Origin of the sequence: Shewanella sp. MTB7, assembly GCF_027571385.1 — a bacterium.
GTDB lineage: Bacteria > Pseudomonadota > Gammaproteobacteria > Enterobacterales > Shewanellaceae > Shewanella.
In genome coordinates this window covers 2,266,526-2,287,327 of record NZ_CP085636.1, presented here as the reverse complement: position 1 = coordinate 2,287,327, position 20,802 = coordinate 2,266,526, and the positions used below count along the sequence as shown (strand labels likewise).

Here is a 20,802-nt window from a genome sequence, read left to right as displayed (position 1 = left end):
TGGGGAAAAAAGTATGGCACAGTAGTTGCTTTTTTAGTTACTACAAGTATTCTTCAAGGAAACATCTAATGCTTGATACTTTATTCCAACAACAAACACAGAATTTAACGATCTTAGTAGTAGAGGATACTCAAAGTGAGCGTTGTTTTATTGTTGGGCTATTAACAAGTATGGGGCTTAACGTGATCTGTTGTGGCAGTGCAGAACAAGCAATCATACAATACCCTAAACAAGCTGTTGATATCGTCATCAGTGACTGGAGAATGCCTGGGTTAACTGGACCAGAACTTTGTTTATACCTTAAAAGTTTAACGCTTCCTCCTTACATTATACTGTTAACAGCCAATAGCTTAGCTGAGCATATTGTTGTTGGAATAGAATCCGGAGCCGATGATTTTCTCTCTAAGCCATTTATTCCCAGTGTACTAAAGGTGAGAATATTAGCTGCTGCGAGAATCGTAAATCTGCAGCGCAGACTCACGGATAAAAATCATAAACTCAATACAGCTCTCAATAAGGAGCATGCATATCTTGAACAGATTCAAGATGATCTAAAAAGTGCAGCTCAGTTACAAGGTTCACATCTGCCCTCTTCCGGGCAACTTATCAATCAATGGCATCTAGCTACCCGCTTTAAACCGGCACAAGAACTTGCTGGCGATATCTTTCAATGCATCAATATTGATCGAGAACACATAGGTTTTTACTTGTTGGATGTCACTGGACACGGTATCGCAGCTTCCATGCAAAGCTTCACTCTAGCGCAACAACTTAGTTGTAGCAGCTGCCACTGGGAAAGTTTAAATCCGGCTTTAATCGTTAATCAACTTAATAGAGATTTTGAAGATCCTGAAAACACTGGCCGGTTTGCAACCCTAATACTCGGTGTTGCTAACACGTTTACTGGTAAAGTAAAACTCACGTTAGCGGGGCATCCTCAACCCATACTGCTTGATGAAAGTGGGGCTTCATTAATGACATTAGATGCAGGGTTACCTTTAGGCATCGATAATCAACATCAATATCAAAATAATGTTCTAATCCTAAACAGCCATCAACACCTCATGCTCTACTCAGATGGATTATATGAATGTCGCCACCCTAAATTTGGCGAATTCGGTCTATGTCGATTAATCAAAACCTGTGATCAAGCCCACCAGCTTAAACCTGAAGCTTTGTTGCATCACCTATGTCATTCATTAGAACTCTGGCAGCAAAAGAAGCCTCAAGATGATATATCTATGATGATAATTTCGACATCAGAATTAGCACAACATTCGACACTTTCTAATACAGACTATGATGTCGAAAAACTGAGCTTCAATTCCATTACAAATCAAATTACACCAAGGGCCACCGAACCCAACCCAACTCCAACCTACTGATTTAAATCACGATAAAGTTAATAGCAGTATGAAAAACAAGATGTCACGCTAGACATTTCAAGTTCTTTAAAATGTAAAAATGCCTCACGGGGGATATATGAATAGTATTAAATTAAATGTGTCACAGCATGTATTGAATAGTAATTTGTTATGTACAGAATTTGAACGGTTTCTAGCACAGAATAATGTTCATCCCCAGCAGAGATTTAAAGTCATTACTTGTGTTTTGGAGGCATTATCCAATGTGCTTGAGCACACAAATAGCCAACTCGAAGAGATCATCATCATTTTACATTGTAATAGTGACCTGATCACCATAGACCTAATGGACAATTCTCCTTTCATCTCCCTAAATGAAGAGGTCTCATGTCCCCCTCCCTTATCACTCTCCGGCCGAGGATTGTGGATCATACAACATTGGATGGATCTGGTGAGGTTTCAATCTTCAGTTGCGGGTACACATCTAAGGCTAAGTCTTTTAAGGAGTTAGCGAGCCGAGACTTTCTTAGTTCCAACTTTACTCAACGCTACTTTTACTCGCCACTTTTCTCTTTGCATTCTGCATCGCAACTTTCACATTCTGAATCATTAATAATTATCAGTATAGTTAAAAACATATTTAACTATACTTTTCAGCACCTTAAAGTTTGGCTCGACTTATGCAATAACTGTTTAACAGCAAATTAATCAGTAAGATAATTCGTTAACCGTTTAAAAATAAATATGATTTTCTAAGGAGCTTTATATGACATTCTCCCCTTTAGCACTCAATAATGCATGCTTAGTGACACTTCCTAAAGAGATGGTGATCACCCAAACACCCACTCTCAGAGCTGCCATAACTCAACAAATTGAAACCGGTAGCAATAAACTTGTGTTAGATCTTCATCAAGTTGAGTATATCGATTCAAGTGGTTTATCCGTTCTCGTCTCCGCACTCAAACTTACCCAGAAAAAAGCAGGGGAGATCGTTTTGCTCTCACCAAGCGCGGGGGTTAGGGCGTTAATAGAACTCACTCGTTTACACCATGTATTCGAGATTTATGAAGATAAAACTGCCGCAATCGAACATATATGTGAACAATAACCTCAGGCTAAGATTACCTGACAATTACCCGAAAACTTTTCTATTAGCTACACAAATCATGGAGTCGCTATCATGAAGCCAACTTACATCGTTTTCTCGAAAGCGCTCCTATTGAGCGGCCTACTCAGCTTATCAGCTTGCATTACTCCCAACATCTATCACTTAGAAAACCTATGTAAAAATGATGATACAAACCAAAAGCTCAAGCAAGGTCAAAACAGTACAGCACAGAAAAACTGCCACTATTATGGAAATACAATTCCCTATAGAAGAGGCAAACCTTCAACTACCAAAGAGGATAATAAACAAGCAAATAGCACAATAGAAACACTTTCATCCTATACTTTATTTACCACGCTATTTAACACACCACTTCTGTCTATTGGTGATCGACTCAGTGTTAATATATTAAATGGAGATGAATTTAGCGGGGAAGTTGAAGTCAACGCCGACGGCTTCATTTACCTTCCTTATCTTCCAGCATTGAAAGCTCAGGGAGTATCAATCTCATCTCTCAAAACCAGCGTAAAGCAGTTACTAATCGATGAGGAATTAATGATTGATGGTGCAATAAGACTCAGCATCATGCCATTAAGGTGGGCTCCTATTCAAATTAGCGTCTCTGGTGCGGTGTTCGAACCAGGCCTTCATAGTATCAATCGTAAATCAGATACTGAAATAAGTGATGATGATGGTGGACATTCTGGCGATCAAGCTGCAGGAAGAAGTATATATATGGCATTAAAAGCCTCTGGCGGCATTAGCCCTGATGCTAACATCAGCAAGATACAGATCACCAGAGGACGTCATATTATTGAAGTTGATCTCACTGGTGTGCTTAACGGAGAGCCTGTTCCCCACCTTATTTTGATGGCAGAAGATCATATTCACGTTCCACAAAATACCCACTTTGATGACTCACTTGCTAGACCATCACAGATCACACCTCCTGGTATTCGAGTTTTTATCTCTAATCTAACTCAACCTGCCAGCAGTAACTCGCAATCAGCAGTGGACACTGAAGCAACTCGATTCCCGTATGGAACCCGGTTACTGACTGGTGTCATTGGCGGTAATTGCGTAGGTGGAGCACAAAGCACTAATGCCAGCAGACATGTCATGTTGATTACAAAAAATCCGCTTACCCAAAAAATTGATGTAGTTGAACGCTCTATTGATAAGCTAATAGCCCATTCATGGCAACCAGATATGAATCCTATATTACTACCTGGTGATGGTATCGCCTGTTTCGATTCTGACGTGACTAACCTACGAGAAATCGCACGTACCATCACTGAAATTATTCTACCAGCAACACTATTAGGTATATTTTAAGTTAAGCCGAGGGTTTGCTATGAGAAAACATCACCACAGCCAACTACTCTGGCTTAAACGTGCAGCAATAAAAGGAAGTAGCTTAACAATAGACGCTCGTCGTTGGGTGTACATCAAAACAGCTCTAGGTGCATTAACCTTTATCTGGACACTCGTTATTTTAACGCTAACATTCTCTTCAACTAATTTCGAAAGTAAATGGACACTCATTTTACCTGGTGCAGGAACTGGAACTTTAATAAGCCTAGAAACTTTAGGTCACGCAACCAGTACCAGTACCTCACCATATACAAGCACATCTATCGATCCTAGAGAAAATTATAAAGCATTATCAAAAAGCGAAATTCTAATAAACTATGCAGCCCAATCAATAGATATTTCTCAGGGCGCCATGAGAGAGCCCAAGCTTAAATTACCAAACCAAACAGGACTAATAGAATTCACTATTTCAGGAAAGACAGCGCAAGAAGCTCAAGACATTGCATGGGCACACTATCACAGTCTCCAAGCCCTACTTTCGGAATTAAGAAATGATGAAGTACTACAGAGAGAAAATGGTGTAAAAGTGAGTATGAATAGCTTTTCAAAAAAGGTAAGTAAAAGTCAGGAGGAAATCCTCAACTTTCAATCTAAAATAGGTTTGGTTTCTCTGGAACAATTTAAAGAGATCGCCCTTATCATAGAGAGGCTAAGACAAAATAAAGTTAATATGGTGTCGAAACTACAAGGAGTGATAGCCAGCCAAAAAATGCTTGAAACTCATTTATCCCTTAACACTAAGCAAGCCTCCGACTTACTAAAATTAAAAAATGATCAACTCTATCAACAACTCTTGGTTACCTACACTCAAACGACCACAACCTTAGCTGAATACTCTGGTCGATATGGAGAAAAACATCCTCAGGTCATGACTCAAACACAACAACAAGAGAATCTCTTTAAAGCTTTAAGAAAACGCTGTAAAGAGCTAGTAGGATATCAAGATGACTCGTTAATGTTAAAACTCTCAGCAGATGATCTTGATGGCCGAGCACTGCTAATGAAACAGCTGCTCTCTCTAGAAATTGATGGTGCTGGGCTGAGCCAAGAAATCAATACATTATCAGCACAAATAATTACATGGGAAACCAGGCTAAAAAATAGTAATAATGATGCAGCTAAACTTCAAGACTTACATCGTCGACATCAGCTTGCAACAGCTGTATTCACCTCCGCAATAGCCAAAATGGATATAGGGAAAGCAGATATATATTCAGCATACCCCTTAATACAACTTCTTTCCCCGCCAACATTTCCTAAAAATTCCAATAACTTAGTAGTCATATTAGCAATACTTGGTGGAATTTTATCATCACTTTTTTGTCTAGCAGGACTGAGTATTCTCTGGGTTAGAAAACCAATACTTCAGAAAATATTAATGACGTAAATGAGGAGCTATGCATGAGTTGCGGTAACTTCAAAGCAGATACTTCACTAATGAATTCAGACGAAAAACTAATCTGGTACAGTATAACCTATACCTACGTCTTCTGGTTATTAGGCGCACTATATATAGTTGGTCCCGTAGTAGGATGGGTACTGTTCCTCAGAATGACAAGGCGCTTTATCTACGATAAAGAAAACTATATCACATCAACAGCACAGTTTGATTGGATAGCTGGAATGTTAATCATGCTTATCGCACTAGTCATTGCTCATTTTGAGTATGAGTTAGGAATAGCTAAATTAATCAAATCTAGCATAGGTTGGGCAAAAGGTTGGGCTCTATTTGCAATATTCCCCTTAATAGGTTCATTGAATATTCGTCCAGAACTTATTTATCGCGCATCCTGTATTGTCTGCAAGCATACACTCATTATTCTCCCTTTCTGTATTTTAGCTTGGCTTGTTGGCCTACCTAGTACCTTATATGTTTCTCCGTTGAGTATTATCGGTGGCCCCGGCCCTGAATTTTTTAGCGTCAGTTTATATGAAATAGACCCCGGTAGTGGTACCCCTAGGTGGCGACTATTTACCCCTTGGGCTCCAGCTTTAGGAATGATGGGGAATCTCTTCTTTAATTTTGCAATACAAGAAAAAACCACCCGTTATAAAGTATATGGCCTCTTAGGTAGTCTTGTTATGGTATTAATATCGCAATCAAGATTAGCTATTGCCTGTTATATTTTTTTACTTTGTTACTTTACCTTTATCCGTTGGCACAAGTCGCCTTTGCTCTATTTCTTAGCCTCTCCTACCGTACTTATACTTGGCCTTTTAGGTACACATGTGACCGAGAAAATAGAAATGATTATCGCAGCGATTAAATCAGCAAGAGCAGGTTCTACTCGAGTTAGAGAGCATCTGAGCCAGATAGCACTAGATCGTTGGGCTAATGAAGCACTTGTATGGGGACATGGAATAGTAGAACGAGGTCCGCATTTGGTTGAATATATGCACATCGGCTCACATCATACTTGGTATGGTTTATTATTCGTAAAAGGACTTGCCGGAGCTCTAGCATTAGCAATTCCACTTATATTTAGCTTAATAACATTCTCTCGAGAGATGTTTAAATCAATTATCGCAGCATCCTCAGTAGCGCTATTGCTACAACTGTGTATTTACACTTTAGGTGAAAATCTCGAAATCCTTGTCTACCTATTCTGGCCAGGGTTAATTATTATTGGCATTGCACATAAACGAAAAGGAGCATAAAACCAATAAATATCATTTAGTGTCATTTCCAAGCTCTAATTCAGCTTTGCAATTTGCAACACATCTCACAATATTAACGGAAAATTGCAAACCCTTTGCACAACTATAATTAACCTTGATAATTAAATATTTTTTCTTTATTACTTCAGTAACTTAAAAAACACAAATCTTGGCATGAAATATGAATGATTTATCATGTTAAGCATTTATAAGGTTTCGTTTATGGGCAAAATGATAAACAGACATCAGCAAACCAAGAGTACTTTTTCTAAAAGTCTTTTTTGGTTAGGCTCAGCTCAAGTCATCGGACGCATAGTACGGTTAGCTTCCAGCATCATTCTAGCTCGTTTATTCACACCTGAAATATTCGGACAAGTCGCCATCATACTCACCTGCTTTGAACTTATTTGTACCCCTACAAGACGTATCACTTCAGCATCCCTTATCAAAATGAATGATACCGAACTCGCCGCATCACTGACCAATGCAAACAAGATAAATTGGCTTGCATCAATCGCCGCATTTGTTGCCATGAGCTTACTCAGTTGGCCTCTCGCATATTATCACCAAGACACGATTCTCATCGCGCCTATGATACTCATGGCAACAAGCTATCTCCTCCTTCCTTTAGGTTTGCGGCATGCAGCTGTCAATCTCAGAGCAAATAGAATGCGAATTGTGGGACGAGCGGTATTATGGCAAACCATTGCTGATGGACTATTAACTGCAACACTTGCACTGCTAGGGTTGGGAATTTGGGCAATCATTCTACCTAAGGTCTTGGTCATATTCATCTGGATGGGGATACATAGATATAAAAACCCACTCCCTGAAGCGCCAAATCAACAGCAAAGCGATATACCTCACACTCAAAAAACTCAGGTCGCAGATCCCAAAGAATCTACAGTACAATCTCTCTATCAAATGTTATCTTTCGGTTCTATGGTCGGCTTAAGTGACTTAAGTATCGCCCTACGACAGAATATCGATTATCTGCTTATCGGCTACTTTTTGGGTCTAGAAGCGTTGGGGATCTATTTTTTCGCTTTCAATACCAGTTTAGGGATCAGCTTAGGCATAATACAAAGCTACGGAACGGCACTCTATTCGCACCTTTGTGGCGCTCAAAAAAGTCAACAACAACTCCCCGTATCTAAAGAGCTTAAAACACGCTATAGCCAATCTTTATCATTGATTTTAAAAATTGCTATCCCAGTGATCGCGCTGCAATCTCTACTTTCTCCTTTCTACCTTCCCTTAATCTACGGTGATAAATGGATTGAAGCAGGGGCATTGCCGATATTTATTCTCCTCTGCTTGAGTGGTTTAGTTAGGCCCATTGGAGAAGCCGCCAGCCAGTTACTCATCAGTATCAATAAGAGCCGATTAAACCTCAGCATGAATTTAGGATTCACCTTACTACTGGCAATCACCATCGCGATTTGCAGTCAATGGGGCTTAACCGCCGTTGCTGCAGGGATCTTAGTTATCCATCTCATCTGTATGCCCACATTAAATCTATATATTCAGCTCTTCGTTCTTAAAACCACCGTCACAGGTACTCAAAGCGAAGATAGAAATAACTCGAAACGTTTTAATCAGGAGGTTCCCCATGATGCCTAAAGTCTCAGTAATAATGCCTGTCTATAATATGCAACATTTCGTTAAAAGCGCCATAGAGTCAGTGCTTAGTCAATCATTCGCTAATTTCGAACTTATCCTTATTAATGATTGCTCTACCGACCAAAGCTTAGGGATATGTAAAACCATACACGATCACAGGATCCGGATCGTAAGTCACGATCTAAACAAGGGACTGGCCGCAGCCCGTAATACAGGGATCCGTCATGCTATTGGCAAGTATGTTGCCTTTATTGACTCAGATGACATGTGGCATAAAGACAAATTAAAAATGCATATCAATCACTTGAACACATCACCTAAAATAGGGATTAGTTTCTCTCGTTCAAGCTTTATAGATCACAAAGGTAAAAAAATTCACTTCTACCAAATGCCCCAGCTTAAAGGTATCACAGCAGCCCATCTGCTTTGTCGTAATCCTGTGGGCAATGGTTCGGCGCCAGTGATCCGCCGTGAAACACTAAACGACATACGCTTCCAGGCCCTAAACCACCCGGAGCATTACACCTGTTACTTCGATGAAAAATTTCGTCAGTCTGAAGATATCGAATGCTGGCTCCGGATACTCTCTACCACCCATTGGAAGATGGAAGGGATACCTGCTCCATTAACCTATTACCGTCTAAATCAGCAAGGTCTATCATCTAACATTATCAAACAACTCGCTTCTTGGGAGGCCATGGTAGAGAAGGCTAAACTGTATGCTCCAAAATTGATTGCAAAACATGAACATAATGCTAGAGCTTATCAACTAAGATATCTGGCCCGTCAATCAATTAGAAATGGTAAAGGCAAAGCCGCGATCAGTTTAATTAATCGAGCAATTAATGAATCCCCCTCTATCATGCTCCATGAAACGGCTAAAACGGGTATAACCCTAGCAGCAGCGTATCTGCTCTGGCTACTGCCCTCTTCACTCTATAAAGTGTGTGAAAATATAGGACAATTTTTCATGGGACACATACAAAAGAGCCGCATTAGTAAAGATGGCGTTAAATCATCAATGTTACCTTAAAGAGGAAAAGAGCGGAGAAAGCTGAGAAGAGCGGGCTTTGCCCTGCTAGGACGTGACTTCGTCACTGCAAGAGCGTCGCAAGCGACTTCTAGAATCTACACAATCAAATGAGGAACGCCGCCAGCGACTACAGATAACGGAACGCTCCGCTTACGGGCCAAGCCTTGATCTATTGTAGGTCGGCATTTATGCCGTCAGGTTTGGATGTATGCCACGAGGTTGTTGATGGGCTAAAGCCCAGCCTACAAGGCAAACTGACGCGATCTGCCCCCCTATCTTTTAACCGTTAGCGCCAGCGCTCCTTAAATGAGGTACGAACGTTCCGTTATCTGTACTCCTTCATTCGTTATCCATCATCTTAAGCTTTTCTGCATTGCAAACTGCAATTTAACACATCATTTCAAATTTACAAATCAACTAATTATGAAGTAACCACTTGAAAAAAAACAACTAAATAAATTGGCCTAACCTATGCATTAATTAATATCAAGATAACAAAACATATGGCTATAGAGCTTAAGGTAGGCAGGATGACCACTCAGACAGACGTCAAACAAACGACTATTATGCCTAATTTAATCCGCGGGATTGATCTTGTTTCTGCCATCCTATTAATCGTGACAGCCAGCCCTGTACTCGTACTTAAATACTTATACAGAAAGTTCCGATACGGCTCTGCCATAGAACATGTCAACATCTATGGACCTGATAAAACAGTGATTAAACTCTATCAATTTACCGGTGAAGGCATATGTTGTCAGTGGCCACATTTGATCAACCTTCTTAAAGGAGATATCTCTTTATTGGGAACCGAGAAACAATACGTTACCCAGCCTCTTAGTAAAGTGATAAATCAAAATGCTGAACAAACCAAGCAATACCCTCACCAATTTTCCACCATTAGACCGGGCCTAATTAACTTTAAGCTGATGCACCAGCAGGTGGGACTTAGCTTCGAGAATCAAGATCTAGCGATTAGCCATGCACATAAAAATGCATTGTCCTATATCTTGGCCCTCACTCGCACTAGTCTGATATGGCTATTATCAAATAAACAAACCAATCAAAATATTAAGACTATTAAACTATTTGATATCGAACTATCTAACCTTAGCATGACCGAGATGCTGACTCTTATCCTTGATAATGCAAAGCATCAGACAGCAACACCATCAATGGCTCAATACGCCTTTGTTAATGCCGATTGCATGAATATTAGTACTCAAAACAACCAGTATCGTCATTGTTTACAATCTCGCTGTGATCGCGTTTTTGCCGATGGTTCAGGAATTCGTATCGCCAGTATCTGTAAAGGTGTTTCACCCAAAGATAATTTAAATGGCACAGATATGTTTCCTAGATTATGTGAACAAGCAGCTGATGCTGGGTTATCTATTTTTCTACTCGGTGCCGATAAAGGGATAGCAGCTACCGCAGCTGATAATATGCAACGTCGATACCCTAATCTTAAAATTGCAGGCACTCACCACGGTTTTATCGATAACCCCGCCACCAAACGTAAAGTAATAAAAGAGATTAACCATTCAGGCGCATCAATACTCCTCGTCGCCATGGGCGCCCCAAAACAGGAGTTATGGTTAGCAAAACATAAGCACCAACTCAACGTAGGAGTAGGAATTGGCGTCGGTGGACTGTTCGACTTCTATGCAGAAAAAGTGCAACGAGCACCTTTATGGGTAAGGCAGATTGGAATGGAGTGGATTTGCCGTCTGAGTGAAGAGCCTAAAAGAATGTGGAAACGTTACATCTTAGGTAATCCTCTGTTTATCTACCGTTTATTTAAAGAGATACGAACAGAAAAGCGTCAAGGTGTCCGCCACATCAAACAAGATGAGCGTTCTCTTCTAAACTCATCACAATACATGGCAATGAAAGAGTCAAGATTAACCAATATGACATCATGTAACTTAACCGCTATTCATCGCTGCACCCGTCAACGATTACAGGGCAAGCTTAACATGCGAATAAAGCGAGGATTCGATCTCTTAGCAGGCTCTATAATCTTAATCATACTACTGCCTTTGCTACTCCTTATTGCAATCATTATCCGTTTGGAATCTCCTGGAGCAGTACTATTTAGCCAGCAAAGGGCTGGTAAAGGAAATACCCCTTTTACCATGTGGAAATTCAGATCTATGTATCAAGATGCTGAGCAAGAATTGGCCAAGCTTGAAGATGAGAATGAAATCCAAGGTGGCGTGTTATTTAAAATAAAACAGGATCCAAGGAGCACTTACATTGGCAAGCTTATCCGCAAGGCATCTATCGATGAGTTACCCCAGTTATGGAATGTAATTTTAGGCGATATGTCTCTTGTTGGACCACGTCCTGCCCTACTAACAGAAGTAGAGCAATACTCAATGAGTGATAGAAAACGACTCACTGTTAAACCTGGCATCACCTGCATTTGGCAAGTAAGTGGTCGCTCTGATATTCCATTCGAGCAACAAGTCGAGTTAGACGTAGATTACATCTATCGACAATCACTGCTCACTGATGTTTGGATCTTGATTAAGACCATTCCAGCAGTACTGCTCGCTAAAGGTGCTTATTAACATAAATATCAGATCACAGTTATAGGTTAACGACATATAAATACTGAGGAGAACATGGATGCAAGCAATTATCTTTGCAAATAGAGTTGGTGATGAACTCGCTCCCTTAGATCAATATTACTGCCCTGCCTTGCTCCCTGTAGGCAATAAGTCTGTCATCGAGTATACCTTGGAAGATGTCGCGTCATCAGGGGTCAAAATGGTGAAGTTAATCATTTCATCTCAAGCACAAATGATTGAGCAGCAACTAGGGGGAGGGGAACGTTGGGGACTTAGCATTGAATATTTTCTTAGTAAACCCCAAGAAGACACAAGGTCGGTTTTATGCCGATTATCCCTGTCATCAGAAAGTGCTGTACTCATTGTCCGCGGTGATATTTTTCGCTCTCCTTGCCTGGCAAATTTCATCAATTTTTCAAAGCAGTTTCCCAATGAATTTGTACAAGCCAAAATGGCCAATCAAAATGCTGGCATGTTATTGCTTCCTGCCGCTTATCCCTATCTTGATAACATTGACTGGCCCCTAAGTCATGACTGCGATAGCGATAGTGTCGTCACTCTCGTTTTACATGGCCTATGCAATATGCTCGATAATTTTCAGGCTTATATGACAGTAAACTTATGTCTGGCAAGAAATGAGATCCCCTCATTTACACCGATGGATCGCAGCTTTACTTCAGCCAATCCAGAGCAAGACTTTTATGTAGGTGCAAAAACCCACACCGGAGATTTGAGTAAACAAAATGCATGGGGGATTATTGGAGAAAACAGTTGGGTAGATCCCAGTGTCAAAATGGAAAGTGCTATATTAATCGGCAATGATACCTTAATCGACAAAGATTCGATCTTAAAGAACTGTTTAATTCTCCCCCACACCTATGTTGGCGAAGGACTAGAAGTGAATAACAGCATACTGTGTAAGAAATTACTCATCAATTTAAATACACAAGGACATATAGAAATAGATGATCAAGCATTAATCGGTCCGAGTGAACATCAAGTCAATATGGATTCAACAAGTACTCATTTAAGCACTCGAATTTTTGTACTCTTCCTTTTTATCTCCAGCTTACCACTATGGCCACTTCTGGCCTGTCATGCCTTCATTAAAACTTTCCTTTTGCAAATCCCAACAAAGCCATTAATCTCGGAGATAATAGACGATAATTTTGGTCGAACTCTTGTTTCTTGGTCATTCAATGCATCTAATCGCATCCTCTCGCTACTGCCACAACTATTTCTAGTGCTTACGGGTCAGCTCGATCTCTTTGGTGCCCCAGCTCAAATTCGCTACTCTACTGGACGAGATAAACAGCGTCTTGGCGTTTTTGGTCCAGTACAGCTACAACTCGATGATGATGCCCCTGAGGAGGAGCGAACCCTATTAACCCTTGAATTTGATAACAACCTTAGCAGTACTAAGTATCTATCACTTCTATGGCGGTCGCTGAAAACACCAAGACAGTTACATTCAGAACAAAGAAGTAAATCATGACTCACTCGCCCAAAACATCCTTAATGACTAATATAATAAATAGCCATCACGACTACCGGAGTGAATACGAATGAAGAGTATTATCACTGCCATACTAAGAAAATTTATCTACCACATTTCAGGGATATGTCCCAGAACGAATAAAGCAGTAATGGGCAGCTACAAAAACCAATTTTCGGATAATGCCAAATACCTATATCTTCATTGGCAGCAGACAGGCACATTGCGTTCTATTTGGATAAGTGGTGATGATACTGTTATTAATCAACTTAAAAAAGACGGTTTTGAGGCTTACAACAGAAGAAGTATACGAGGAATATTTCACTGCTTAACCGCTAAATATTATTTCTACAATACGTATATTGGCGACATCAACCAGTACTTTGCTAAAGGGGCGACAAAAGTTAACTTATGGCATGGGTCACCACTTAAAAAAATTGAATTCGACATAAAGTCTGGCCCCTTAGCTCCGCCATATCAAAACGAAACACAGATTCAACGATGGGGAAATGCGCTTAAATTCCACCAGCAACATGTAAAACCTGATCTAATGCTTAGCCCAAGTTTAGTCGTAGACAGCCTTTTCACCTCCGCTTTTAGACTCGAATCTGAGCAACTCATCCGCAGTGGTAATCCCAGAACGGATTATTTTAAACGTTATCCAGAGCAAGCAAAATCAATATCAACGCTCGTTAATACTCAACACGACAAGGTCATTTTATACGTCCCAACCTGGCGAGATAGCTCAGCTAATCATTCTGTAAAAAGCTTCGATAAAAACAACAAAAACAAGGAAACTAACACCCCCTATGATAGAGCCTTCGACTGGCCTGCTTTATCTAAGCAATTGGTGCAAAACAATCAACTCTTTCTGGTGCGTTTTCATCCAAATGAAGCTCATTTGGGTAAACGATTAAATCAATACCCTAATATTATCGATATATCCCACTGGGAAGATGTCTACAGCATACTGCAGGAGATAGATCTGCTTATCACTGATCAATCATCCCTGTTTGTCGATCTGTTATTGCACCAAACTCCCATTCTCTTCTACTCATTTGAACAAGAAAGTATGACCGAACAACCAAGGGAGGTATATGACTACGCAGAAAATCTTCCGCTAGTAGGAGAAGTTTTCACTCACACCATCATCGATACCCGCTATAGAGTTCATCAATTTCAAGCACTACTCGATGCATTAAACAGGGATGAATCCTTCCATATAACCCCATCAGTTATCAACGAATACCAACTATTACGAAATATATTCTGGCAACCAAAGATGAATGATGCCTTTGAAAACATTGAGTCTTATCTGTTTTCCAATAAGCAGCAAGGAAACACAAATCAGTCGAGCACTGATACCGCGAACGAATCAAACTAAGTGGAACGCTGCAAGCGGCTGCAGCTAACGGCCTTCTAGAACGTGACCTTGTCACGGCTAGAGCGTCGCTATGCTCCTTCCTGAATCTATACAATCAAGTGATAAAAGCAAAGAAGGACGGCACAAGTGCCTGCTAGGTACTAGGGCGCTTCGCTTCTATAAAGAGGAACGCCGCAAGCGGCTACAGATGACGGAATGGCCTACGCCCGCACGGAATATTCGCTTACGGGCCAAGCCTTGTTCTATTGTAGGTCGGCATTTATGCCGTCAGATTTGATATGTGATTTATGGGTTGTTGATAAACTATTGATGGGCTAAAGCCCAACCTACAGGAGAAACAGATAATGCCTGGCCTGCTACAGCAATTGAATCTTAACCGTCTTTCCGGCAAATGCCAGAATCCAGCGTTGTCTTGACCTTAGAAACTAACAACTAATCTTAGACTGACAAAAAAACCAAAGCTGGATCCTACTATTTATAAACAAAATAGAGTTTAGGATAATGGAAAATATAAATAAAAATAGCGCTAAAAGCTTTTCGCTTTTACCGTCAGCATCAGCGTTCCGTAAGTGAGGCACGAACGTTCCGTTATCTGTAAACGGATTTGATTTTATAGCAGGCCGGAGGGCGCTCTCGCAGTGAGCTTGCAAACGTCCTCGTAAGGAGTTTACGACTGTCCTCGAAACTGACACAGTCTCGCCTTTTTTTAAGAGTTTACGACTGCCCTCGAAGATGACGCAGTTATCGCCCTTCTCTAAAATCAACCATAATAGCGCTCAACCGCTTGAGTGAAACGAGTGACGTCGGCACGTGATAATCTATTTATTCCAGCAGCCGCTGCGCGACCGCCGCCAGTATCAAATTGACTACAAATATCGCCAGCTCCCTGTTTATTCGATAGTGGAGCGCGCAATGAAACCGTGTAACTTCCATCACTATTTTCAGTGAATACCCCATGAGCACTATCTGGGTTTTGATTGGCGAGTTTATTACCATATACACCACTAACCCGCCTAGCCCAAGCCGCATCAGCAAGCTCAAACAGCGACAACACTTGACTATGATAGAAGGGAGTCACCGTAAGTGCCCTATCCATATCTTGCCTATAAGCATCTTTTAACAGATAGAAAGGGGAATTTACGTCTGCAATAACATCAAACGGGCTCGTATATTTCAACAAGGCTTTGTAGAGTGCGGCAGGATGAAAATGGAGTTCATCAATATGGGCACCATAACCATTATAATTAATTAACGTCCCTAACTCATTTAACTGTTTAGCTTGAGATAACGACAAACCTACCTCGTTAGACAGTAAATCGGCCTTAGCGACTAAGTTGTCACCGTAAGCAGCTGTTATCGCCCAATAGTGAAACCTTGCTTGTAAGTATTTATCTACAATTAAACTGGTACAGGTATCAGCATCAAGATCGACATATGCTTCTAAATTAGCGGCCAGTGGAATATCACCACTGCGATGGTGATCGGCATAATACACGTTAGCCCCCGACTTCAACGCCTTGAGCAAACCCGATTTATTCCTCTCCATGGATATATCGAGCACAGTCAGGCTATCTTGTGGTGTCAAAGTCACGCTTGTTGTTAATGGCTCAAGTAACTCAATATCACGCTTTACACCGGTGACCAATTCTGCTGAAAGAGGGTACGCTAAGCGCAGCTGTAATAGCGCAATAATCCCATCAGCATCGCCATTAAAAATATCGTAATTCATACATGTCCTATCTACAATCTACTAGTGGTTTTCTTAGCTTTGTCTTTGCCTCGAAACGGCTCTACTTTCCACTCTAAACTGTTTGTAAATACCCATTATCTTTAAGGTAGTTGACCACTTGCTCTGCGCACTCTTTAATTGACTGCTGGGCTGTTTTTACATGGATCTCTGGCTGTTGAGGCGACTCATAGGCTGAATCGATACCAGTAAAGTTTTTAATCTCTCCTAAGCGCGCTTTCTTATAGAGGCCCTTAGGATCCCTTTGCTCGCACACCTCAAGTGGTGTATCGATATACACTTCAACAAATTGTTTATCAGCTAACAACGCTCTGACCATCTGACGGTCGGCGTTAAAGGGAGAAATAAAAGCGGTCGACACCAGTAAGCCTGCATCCACAAAAAGCTTTGACACCTCCCCAATACGGCGAATATTCTCAACTCTGTCTTGATCAGAGAAACCAAGATCGCCATTAAGACCATGACGGACATTATCCCCGTCAAGCAAATAGGTTTTACAACCTAACTCATATAACAGTTTATCAACGGCATTAGCCACGGTCGACTTACCTGACCCACTTAACCCTGTAAACCAAAGTACAGCAGGACGGTGACCCAATGCTGCAACTCTTTCCTCGTGGGTCACGCTCGCAAGATGCCATACAACATCGGCAGACTTATCTTCAATTTCAACGCTCTTATAGGGTGAGCCTGCTGTTTTCGATAATAATGACATAAAAAATATCCATAATTTGTTTCGAGTTTCGAGACTTTCTTGGCTTTATCTTGTGCTCGAAACTGCTTTTAACTGCAATATAGCTAGAAAGGGAAAAAGATCGGCACCGCTGTTAATACGATGACGGCATAAACCAAACTGACAGGTAGACCAACTTTAACAAAATCCATTAGCTTATATTGGCCAGCGTTATACACCATTAGGTTAGTTTGATAACCGTAAGGGCTGATAAAACTCCCACTAGCTGCAAATGCTACCGTCATGACAAAGGGCAATATATCCACATCAAAACCCAAGGCAATACTATAGGCAATGGGAAACATCAAGGCCGCGGCGGCATTATTAGTCACAAGTTCAGTGATTAACCAGGTTGCAATATATACCAGCACTAATGCCATGAATAGATGGTCTTTATCGGCGACCTGATTGACCCATTGTGATACCAGTTCAACCACACCTGAATTCACTAAAGCGTGAGATAACAAGATAGCCGTAGAGACTATCAACCAGATATCTACCGGAAAACGTCTAACAACTTCATTAACACTAAGACATTGGCTAAATATCAGCACGCCTAAGAGTAGCATCAAACCCTGAAGCATTTCGATAACGCCCGTAGCCGCCAGTGCAATCGTTAACACAAAACCACCAATAGAGAGCCAAGCTTTTACGCCATTGATTCTAACTTCTGGTTCAACACCACTGATCACAATGAAGTTTTTACTAAGATTACGTCGTGATTTAAAGTCCTCTCCAACGGCCAAGACTAAAAAATCACCCGCCTTGATCACCACCTCTCCTAATTTACCTGATACCTCTTCACCATCACGGCGAATCGCAACCACTGCCGCATCAAACAGCGCTCTAAAGCCAGTATCTTTTAAGGTTTTTGAGACAAGTACACTCTCTTGCTTAACCACGACTTCTGTTAGGTTTGAATCCAATAAGCCATTTTTCTCAGCAAACATCTCTAAACCTGAAAATTGGCCAAGTTGCATCATCTTAGTGATATCGCCACTAAAAATCAGTCTATCATCGACTTGCAACACTTCAGTGGGCGTCACCGGACTGATCAGGCGTTTATTACGCACAACTTCAACCAAAAATAGCGATTCAAGATGCCTTAAGCCATTATTTTCGACCGAGCGCCCAATCAACTCAGAACCTTGTACCACTTTGGCATCAATGAAATAGCCCTTTGAACAGGACTCTTTATGCTCAATTTCAGGCAACCAGCGAGACGCTATTCTCAACACTAAACCACAACCCAGTACCAGTAAGGCACCCACTGCGGTAAATGAGAAAAAGCTCAATGATTTTCCCTCTGCATCAATATAGAGACTGTTAACAATCAAATTAGTCGACGTACCGATTAACGTCAGCGTTCCCCCCAAAATAGCCGCATAGGAGAGAGGCAGCAAAAGCTTACTGGCAAAGTGATGAGGGTTATTACGAATAGGTGATAATAACGTCGCAACCACTGCGGTATTATTTAATAAGGCAGAACTTAATGCGGTAATGCCAAACAAGCGCAGCCAGGTCGAATGGTAATTACTCACTATTACTTTAGAGGCTATCACTCGTAATAAACGGGTTTTCTCAAGGGCAAAAGAGCACAGGATCAACAAGACCAAGGTCACTAAACCAGGATTAGACATACTCGACAATAATTGTTCACGAGATACTAGGTTTAAACCAACCAAAGCGAGCAAAGCAACACCAAATACTAGAGATGGCCGACTCTGAAAGCGCACTAATCCCACGATAGTCGTGAGAAAGATGGCAATGGTGAGATATCCGTTTAACGACATAAATTCCTGATGTTTAATAAAGTGAAGCTACGAGCTACGAGCTACGAGCTACGAGCTACGAGCTACGAGCTACGAGCTACGAACTACGAACTACGAACTACGAACTACGAACTACGCATGATGAAAATTAAAATAACGATAAAAATCTTTCTATTTTACTCTCTACTCAAAACTACGCCTGTCCGCTACTCGCGACCTTTTTGACTCTTTATCTAGCTTAAAACGGCGCTATCGCAACTCGAGGCTTTGTTTGCTTTTATCTTTAGCCCGCAGCTTTTTACAACTGCTTCTACCCCTTAGAGATATCCTTGGCTCCCCAATGGGGGAAGTGCTTACGCACTAAGGCGTTCATCTCTAACTCAAACTCTGAGAACTCATGAGCTTTTATCGATTTGGCTTGAATAGGATTACGGATCATACCCGCGCCGACGGTCACATTGGTTAAACGATCGATAATAATAAAGGCCCCTGTAGAACGATTATCATCATAAGCGTCAAACTGTACAGGTTCTGTGACCGCAAAATGACAGTTACCAATCTCGTTAAGTGCCAACTGTTGAGCTGACTGCTTCTCAAGAGTATTAACATCAATTTTATGATTAATGGCATCGGCATAACCATAAACTGATTTACTGCCCATTTTGATCGCATACTCACGGTCGACACATAATGGCTCCTCAGTCATCCACACTACATCGGCTTCGAAATTACTCATGGAGTGAGGCTTATCATGGGGACGAACCAACATATCACCGCGACTGATATCAATTTCATCTTCGAGTGTCAGTGTGACAGCTTGGCCCGCTACCGCTTTTTCCAACTCCCCATCAAATGTCACAATAGACTTAATTTTGCTTTCTTTGCCTGAGGGTAAAGTCACAACCGTATCACCAACACGAATATCGCCCGATGCTAAGGTACCGCAAAAACCACGGAAATCTAAGTTAGGTCGATTGACATACTGCACCTGAAATCGGAACGACTCACTTCTATCTTGCTCAACCGAAACCGTATTAAGCAGCTTGAGTAACGTTGACCCCGGATACCAAGTCATATGCTCGCTTTCGTTAACGACATTGTCACCCTTTAAGGCAGAGATAGGCACGAAGCGCACATCGGTAAAGGAGAGAGCTTCTGCAAACTCGCGGTACTCTTTTTTAATCTTTTGGTAGGTAGCCTGATCGTAACCCACAGCATCCATCTTATTAATGGCAATAATGACGTGCTTAATCCCCAGCTGAGAGCAAATAAAACTGTGACGACGAGTCTGAACCTGTACCCCATGGCGAGCATCAATAAGAATTATCGCAAGGTCACAAGTTGACGCACCGGTTGCCATATTGCGTGTGTACTGCTCATGGCCTGGCGTATCAGCAATAATGAATTTACGTTGCTCAGTCGTGAAATAACGGTAAGCCACATCAATGGTAATGCCTTGCTCACGCTCAGATTGAAGCCCATCCACTAGCAAAGCCAAATCAAATGATTCATCCGTGGTATTAAAGCGCTTAGAGTCTTTCTCTATCGCCGCCATCTGATCTTCAAAGATCATCTTACTGTCAAATAGTAAGCGTCCAATTAACGTAGATTTACCGTCATCCACACTGCCACACGTCAACACACGTAACATATCTTTGTTTTCGTGAACTTTTAAGTATTCTTCAATATCTGCAGCAATCAAATTAGAACTGGTGGTCATCTTTGTTCCTTAACTGTGAGCTTCAAGCTCTTCAAAAAAACTTGCTCACAGTTGAATCAATAATCAATATTTTCAACAAGCGAGCTCTGCGAATGAACTTGCTTTGTCAGCGGATCTTCTAACAACAAAATGTTGTTCCAGATCGAGTTTCTTAACCAAGAATGCTTTTACTGGCGCAAGCCTGTCTTACTTTTAAAATCGCTTCTACACTGGCA

General features: G+C 41.2%; 15 protein-coding genes. 11 read left to right on the top strand and 4 right to left on the bottom strand.

Features of this window, described 5'->3' with window-relative positions:
• Positions 1-68: 68 nt before the first annotated feature.
• The 11 genes from HWQ47_RS09690 (at position 69) to HWQ47_RS09640 (ending at position 14,615) form a co-directional block, all read left to right on the top strand.
• The gene (locus HWQ47_RS09690) at positions 69-1,385 is read left to right on the top strand and encodes a SpoIIE family protein phosphatase (protein ID WP_269970931.1); all 1,317 of its coding nucleotides are present in this window, start codon (positions 69-71) and stop codon (positions 1,383-1,385) included.
• A gap of 79 nt (positions 1,386-1,464) precedes the next feature.
• On the top strand, positions 1,465-1,875 hold the full coding sequence (locus HWQ47_RS09685; RefSeq protein ID WP_333481915.1) for an ATP-binding protein: 411 nt from the start codon (positions 1,465-1,467) through the stop codon (positions 1,873-1,875).
• Between the two features lie 255 nt (positions 1,876-2,130).
• Entirely contained in the window at positions 2,131-2,472 is a 342-nt protein-coding gene (locus tag HWQ47_RS09680; RefSeq protein WP_269970929.1) for an STAS domain-containing protein, read from the top strand.
• Positions 2,473-2,544: 72 nt separating this feature from the next.
• A complete protein-coding gene (locus tag HWQ47_RS09675) occupies positions 2,545-3,807 on the top strand; it encodes a polysaccharide biosynthesis/export family protein (protein ID WP_269970928.1) in 1,263 nt (420 codons plus the stop codon).
• Positions 3,808-3,826: 19 nt separating this feature from the next.
• On the top strand, positions 3,827-5,233 hold the full coding sequence (locus tag HWQ47_RS09670) for an exopolysaccharide biosynthesis protein (RefSeq protein WP_269970927.1): 1,407 nt from the start codon (positions 3,827-3,829) through the stop codon (positions 5,231-5,233).
• A gap of 14 nt (positions 5,234-5,247) precedes the next feature.
• A complete protein-coding gene (locus HWQ47_RS09665) occupies positions 5,248-6,504 on the top strand; it encodes an O-antigen ligase domain-containing protein (RefSeq protein ID WP_269970926.1) in 1,257 nt (418 codons plus the stop codon).
• Positions 6,505-6,726: 222 nt separating this feature from the next.
• Complete coding sequence (locus HWQ47_RS09660; protein ID WP_269970925.1) at positions 6,727-8,127, top strand: oligosaccharide flippase family protein; 1,401 nt, start codon at positions 6,727-6,729, stop codon at positions 8,125-8,127.
• Positions 8,117-9,160, top strand: a complete 1,044-nt coding sequence (locus HWQ47_RS09655) for a glycosyltransferase family 2 protein (RefSeq protein ID WP_269970924.1) — start codon at positions 8,117-8,119, stop codon at positions 9,158-9,160. Before HWQ47_RS09660 ends, HWQ47_RS09655 begins: the two co-directional genes overlap by 11 nt.
• A gap of 530 nt (positions 9,161-9,690) precedes the next feature.
• Entirely contained in the window at positions 9,691-11,736 is a 2,046-nt protein-coding gene (locus HWQ47_RS09650) for a WecB/TagA/CpsF family glycosyltransferase (protein WP_269970923.1), read from the top strand.
• Between the two features lie 58 nt (positions 11,737-11,794).
• Positions 11,795-13,231, top strand: a complete 1,437-nt coding sequence (locus tag HWQ47_RS09645; protein ID WP_269970922.1) for an NDP-sugar synthase — start codon at positions 11,795-11,797, stop codon at positions 13,229-13,231.
• A gap of 70 nt (positions 13,232-13,301) precedes the next feature.
• Positions 13,302-14,615, top strand: coding sequence for a CDP-glycerol glycerophosphotransferase family protein (locus HWQ47_RS09640; RefSeq protein WP_269970921.1), 1,314 nt, complete (start codon positions 13,302-13,304; stop codon positions 14,613-14,615).
• A gap of 760 nt (positions 14,616-15,375) precedes the next feature.
• Here the strand turns inward: HWQ47_RS09640 and HWQ47_RS09635 are convergent.
• The 4 genes from HWQ47_RS09635 to cysN form a co-directional block, all read right to left on the bottom strand.
• Positions 15,376-16,344 (bottom strand): DHHA1 domain-containing protein, encoded by a 969-nt coding sequence (locus HWQ47_RS09635; RefSeq protein WP_269970920.1) that lies wholly within the window; start codon positions 16,342-16,344, stop codon positions 15,376-15,378.
• A gap of 73 nt (positions 16,345-16,417) precedes the next feature.
• The gene (gene cysC / locus HWQ47_RS09630) at positions 16,418-17,077 is read right to left on the bottom strand and encodes an adenylyl-sulfate kinase (protein ID WP_269970919.1); all 660 of its coding nucleotides are present in this window, start codon (positions 17,075-17,077) and stop codon (positions 16,418-16,420) included.
• Positions 17,078-17,160: 83 nt separating this feature from the next.
• Positions 17,161-18,888 carry an SLC13 family permease gene (locus HWQ47_RS09625; protein WP_269970918.1) on the bottom strand — a complete coding sequence of 576 codons (1,728 nt, stop codon included), beginning with the start codon at positions 18,886-18,888 and terminating at the stop codon, positions 17,161-17,163.
• 289 nt (positions 18,889-19,177) lie between these two features.
• Positions 19,178-20,587: a sulfate adenylyltransferase subunit CysN gene (gene cysN / locus HWQ47_RS09620; RefSeq protein ID WP_269970917.1), complete on the bottom strand. Its 1,410-nt coding sequence runs from the start codon at positions 20,585-20,587 to the stop codon at positions 19,178-19,180.
• Positions 20,588-20,802 lie beyond the last annotated feature (215 nt).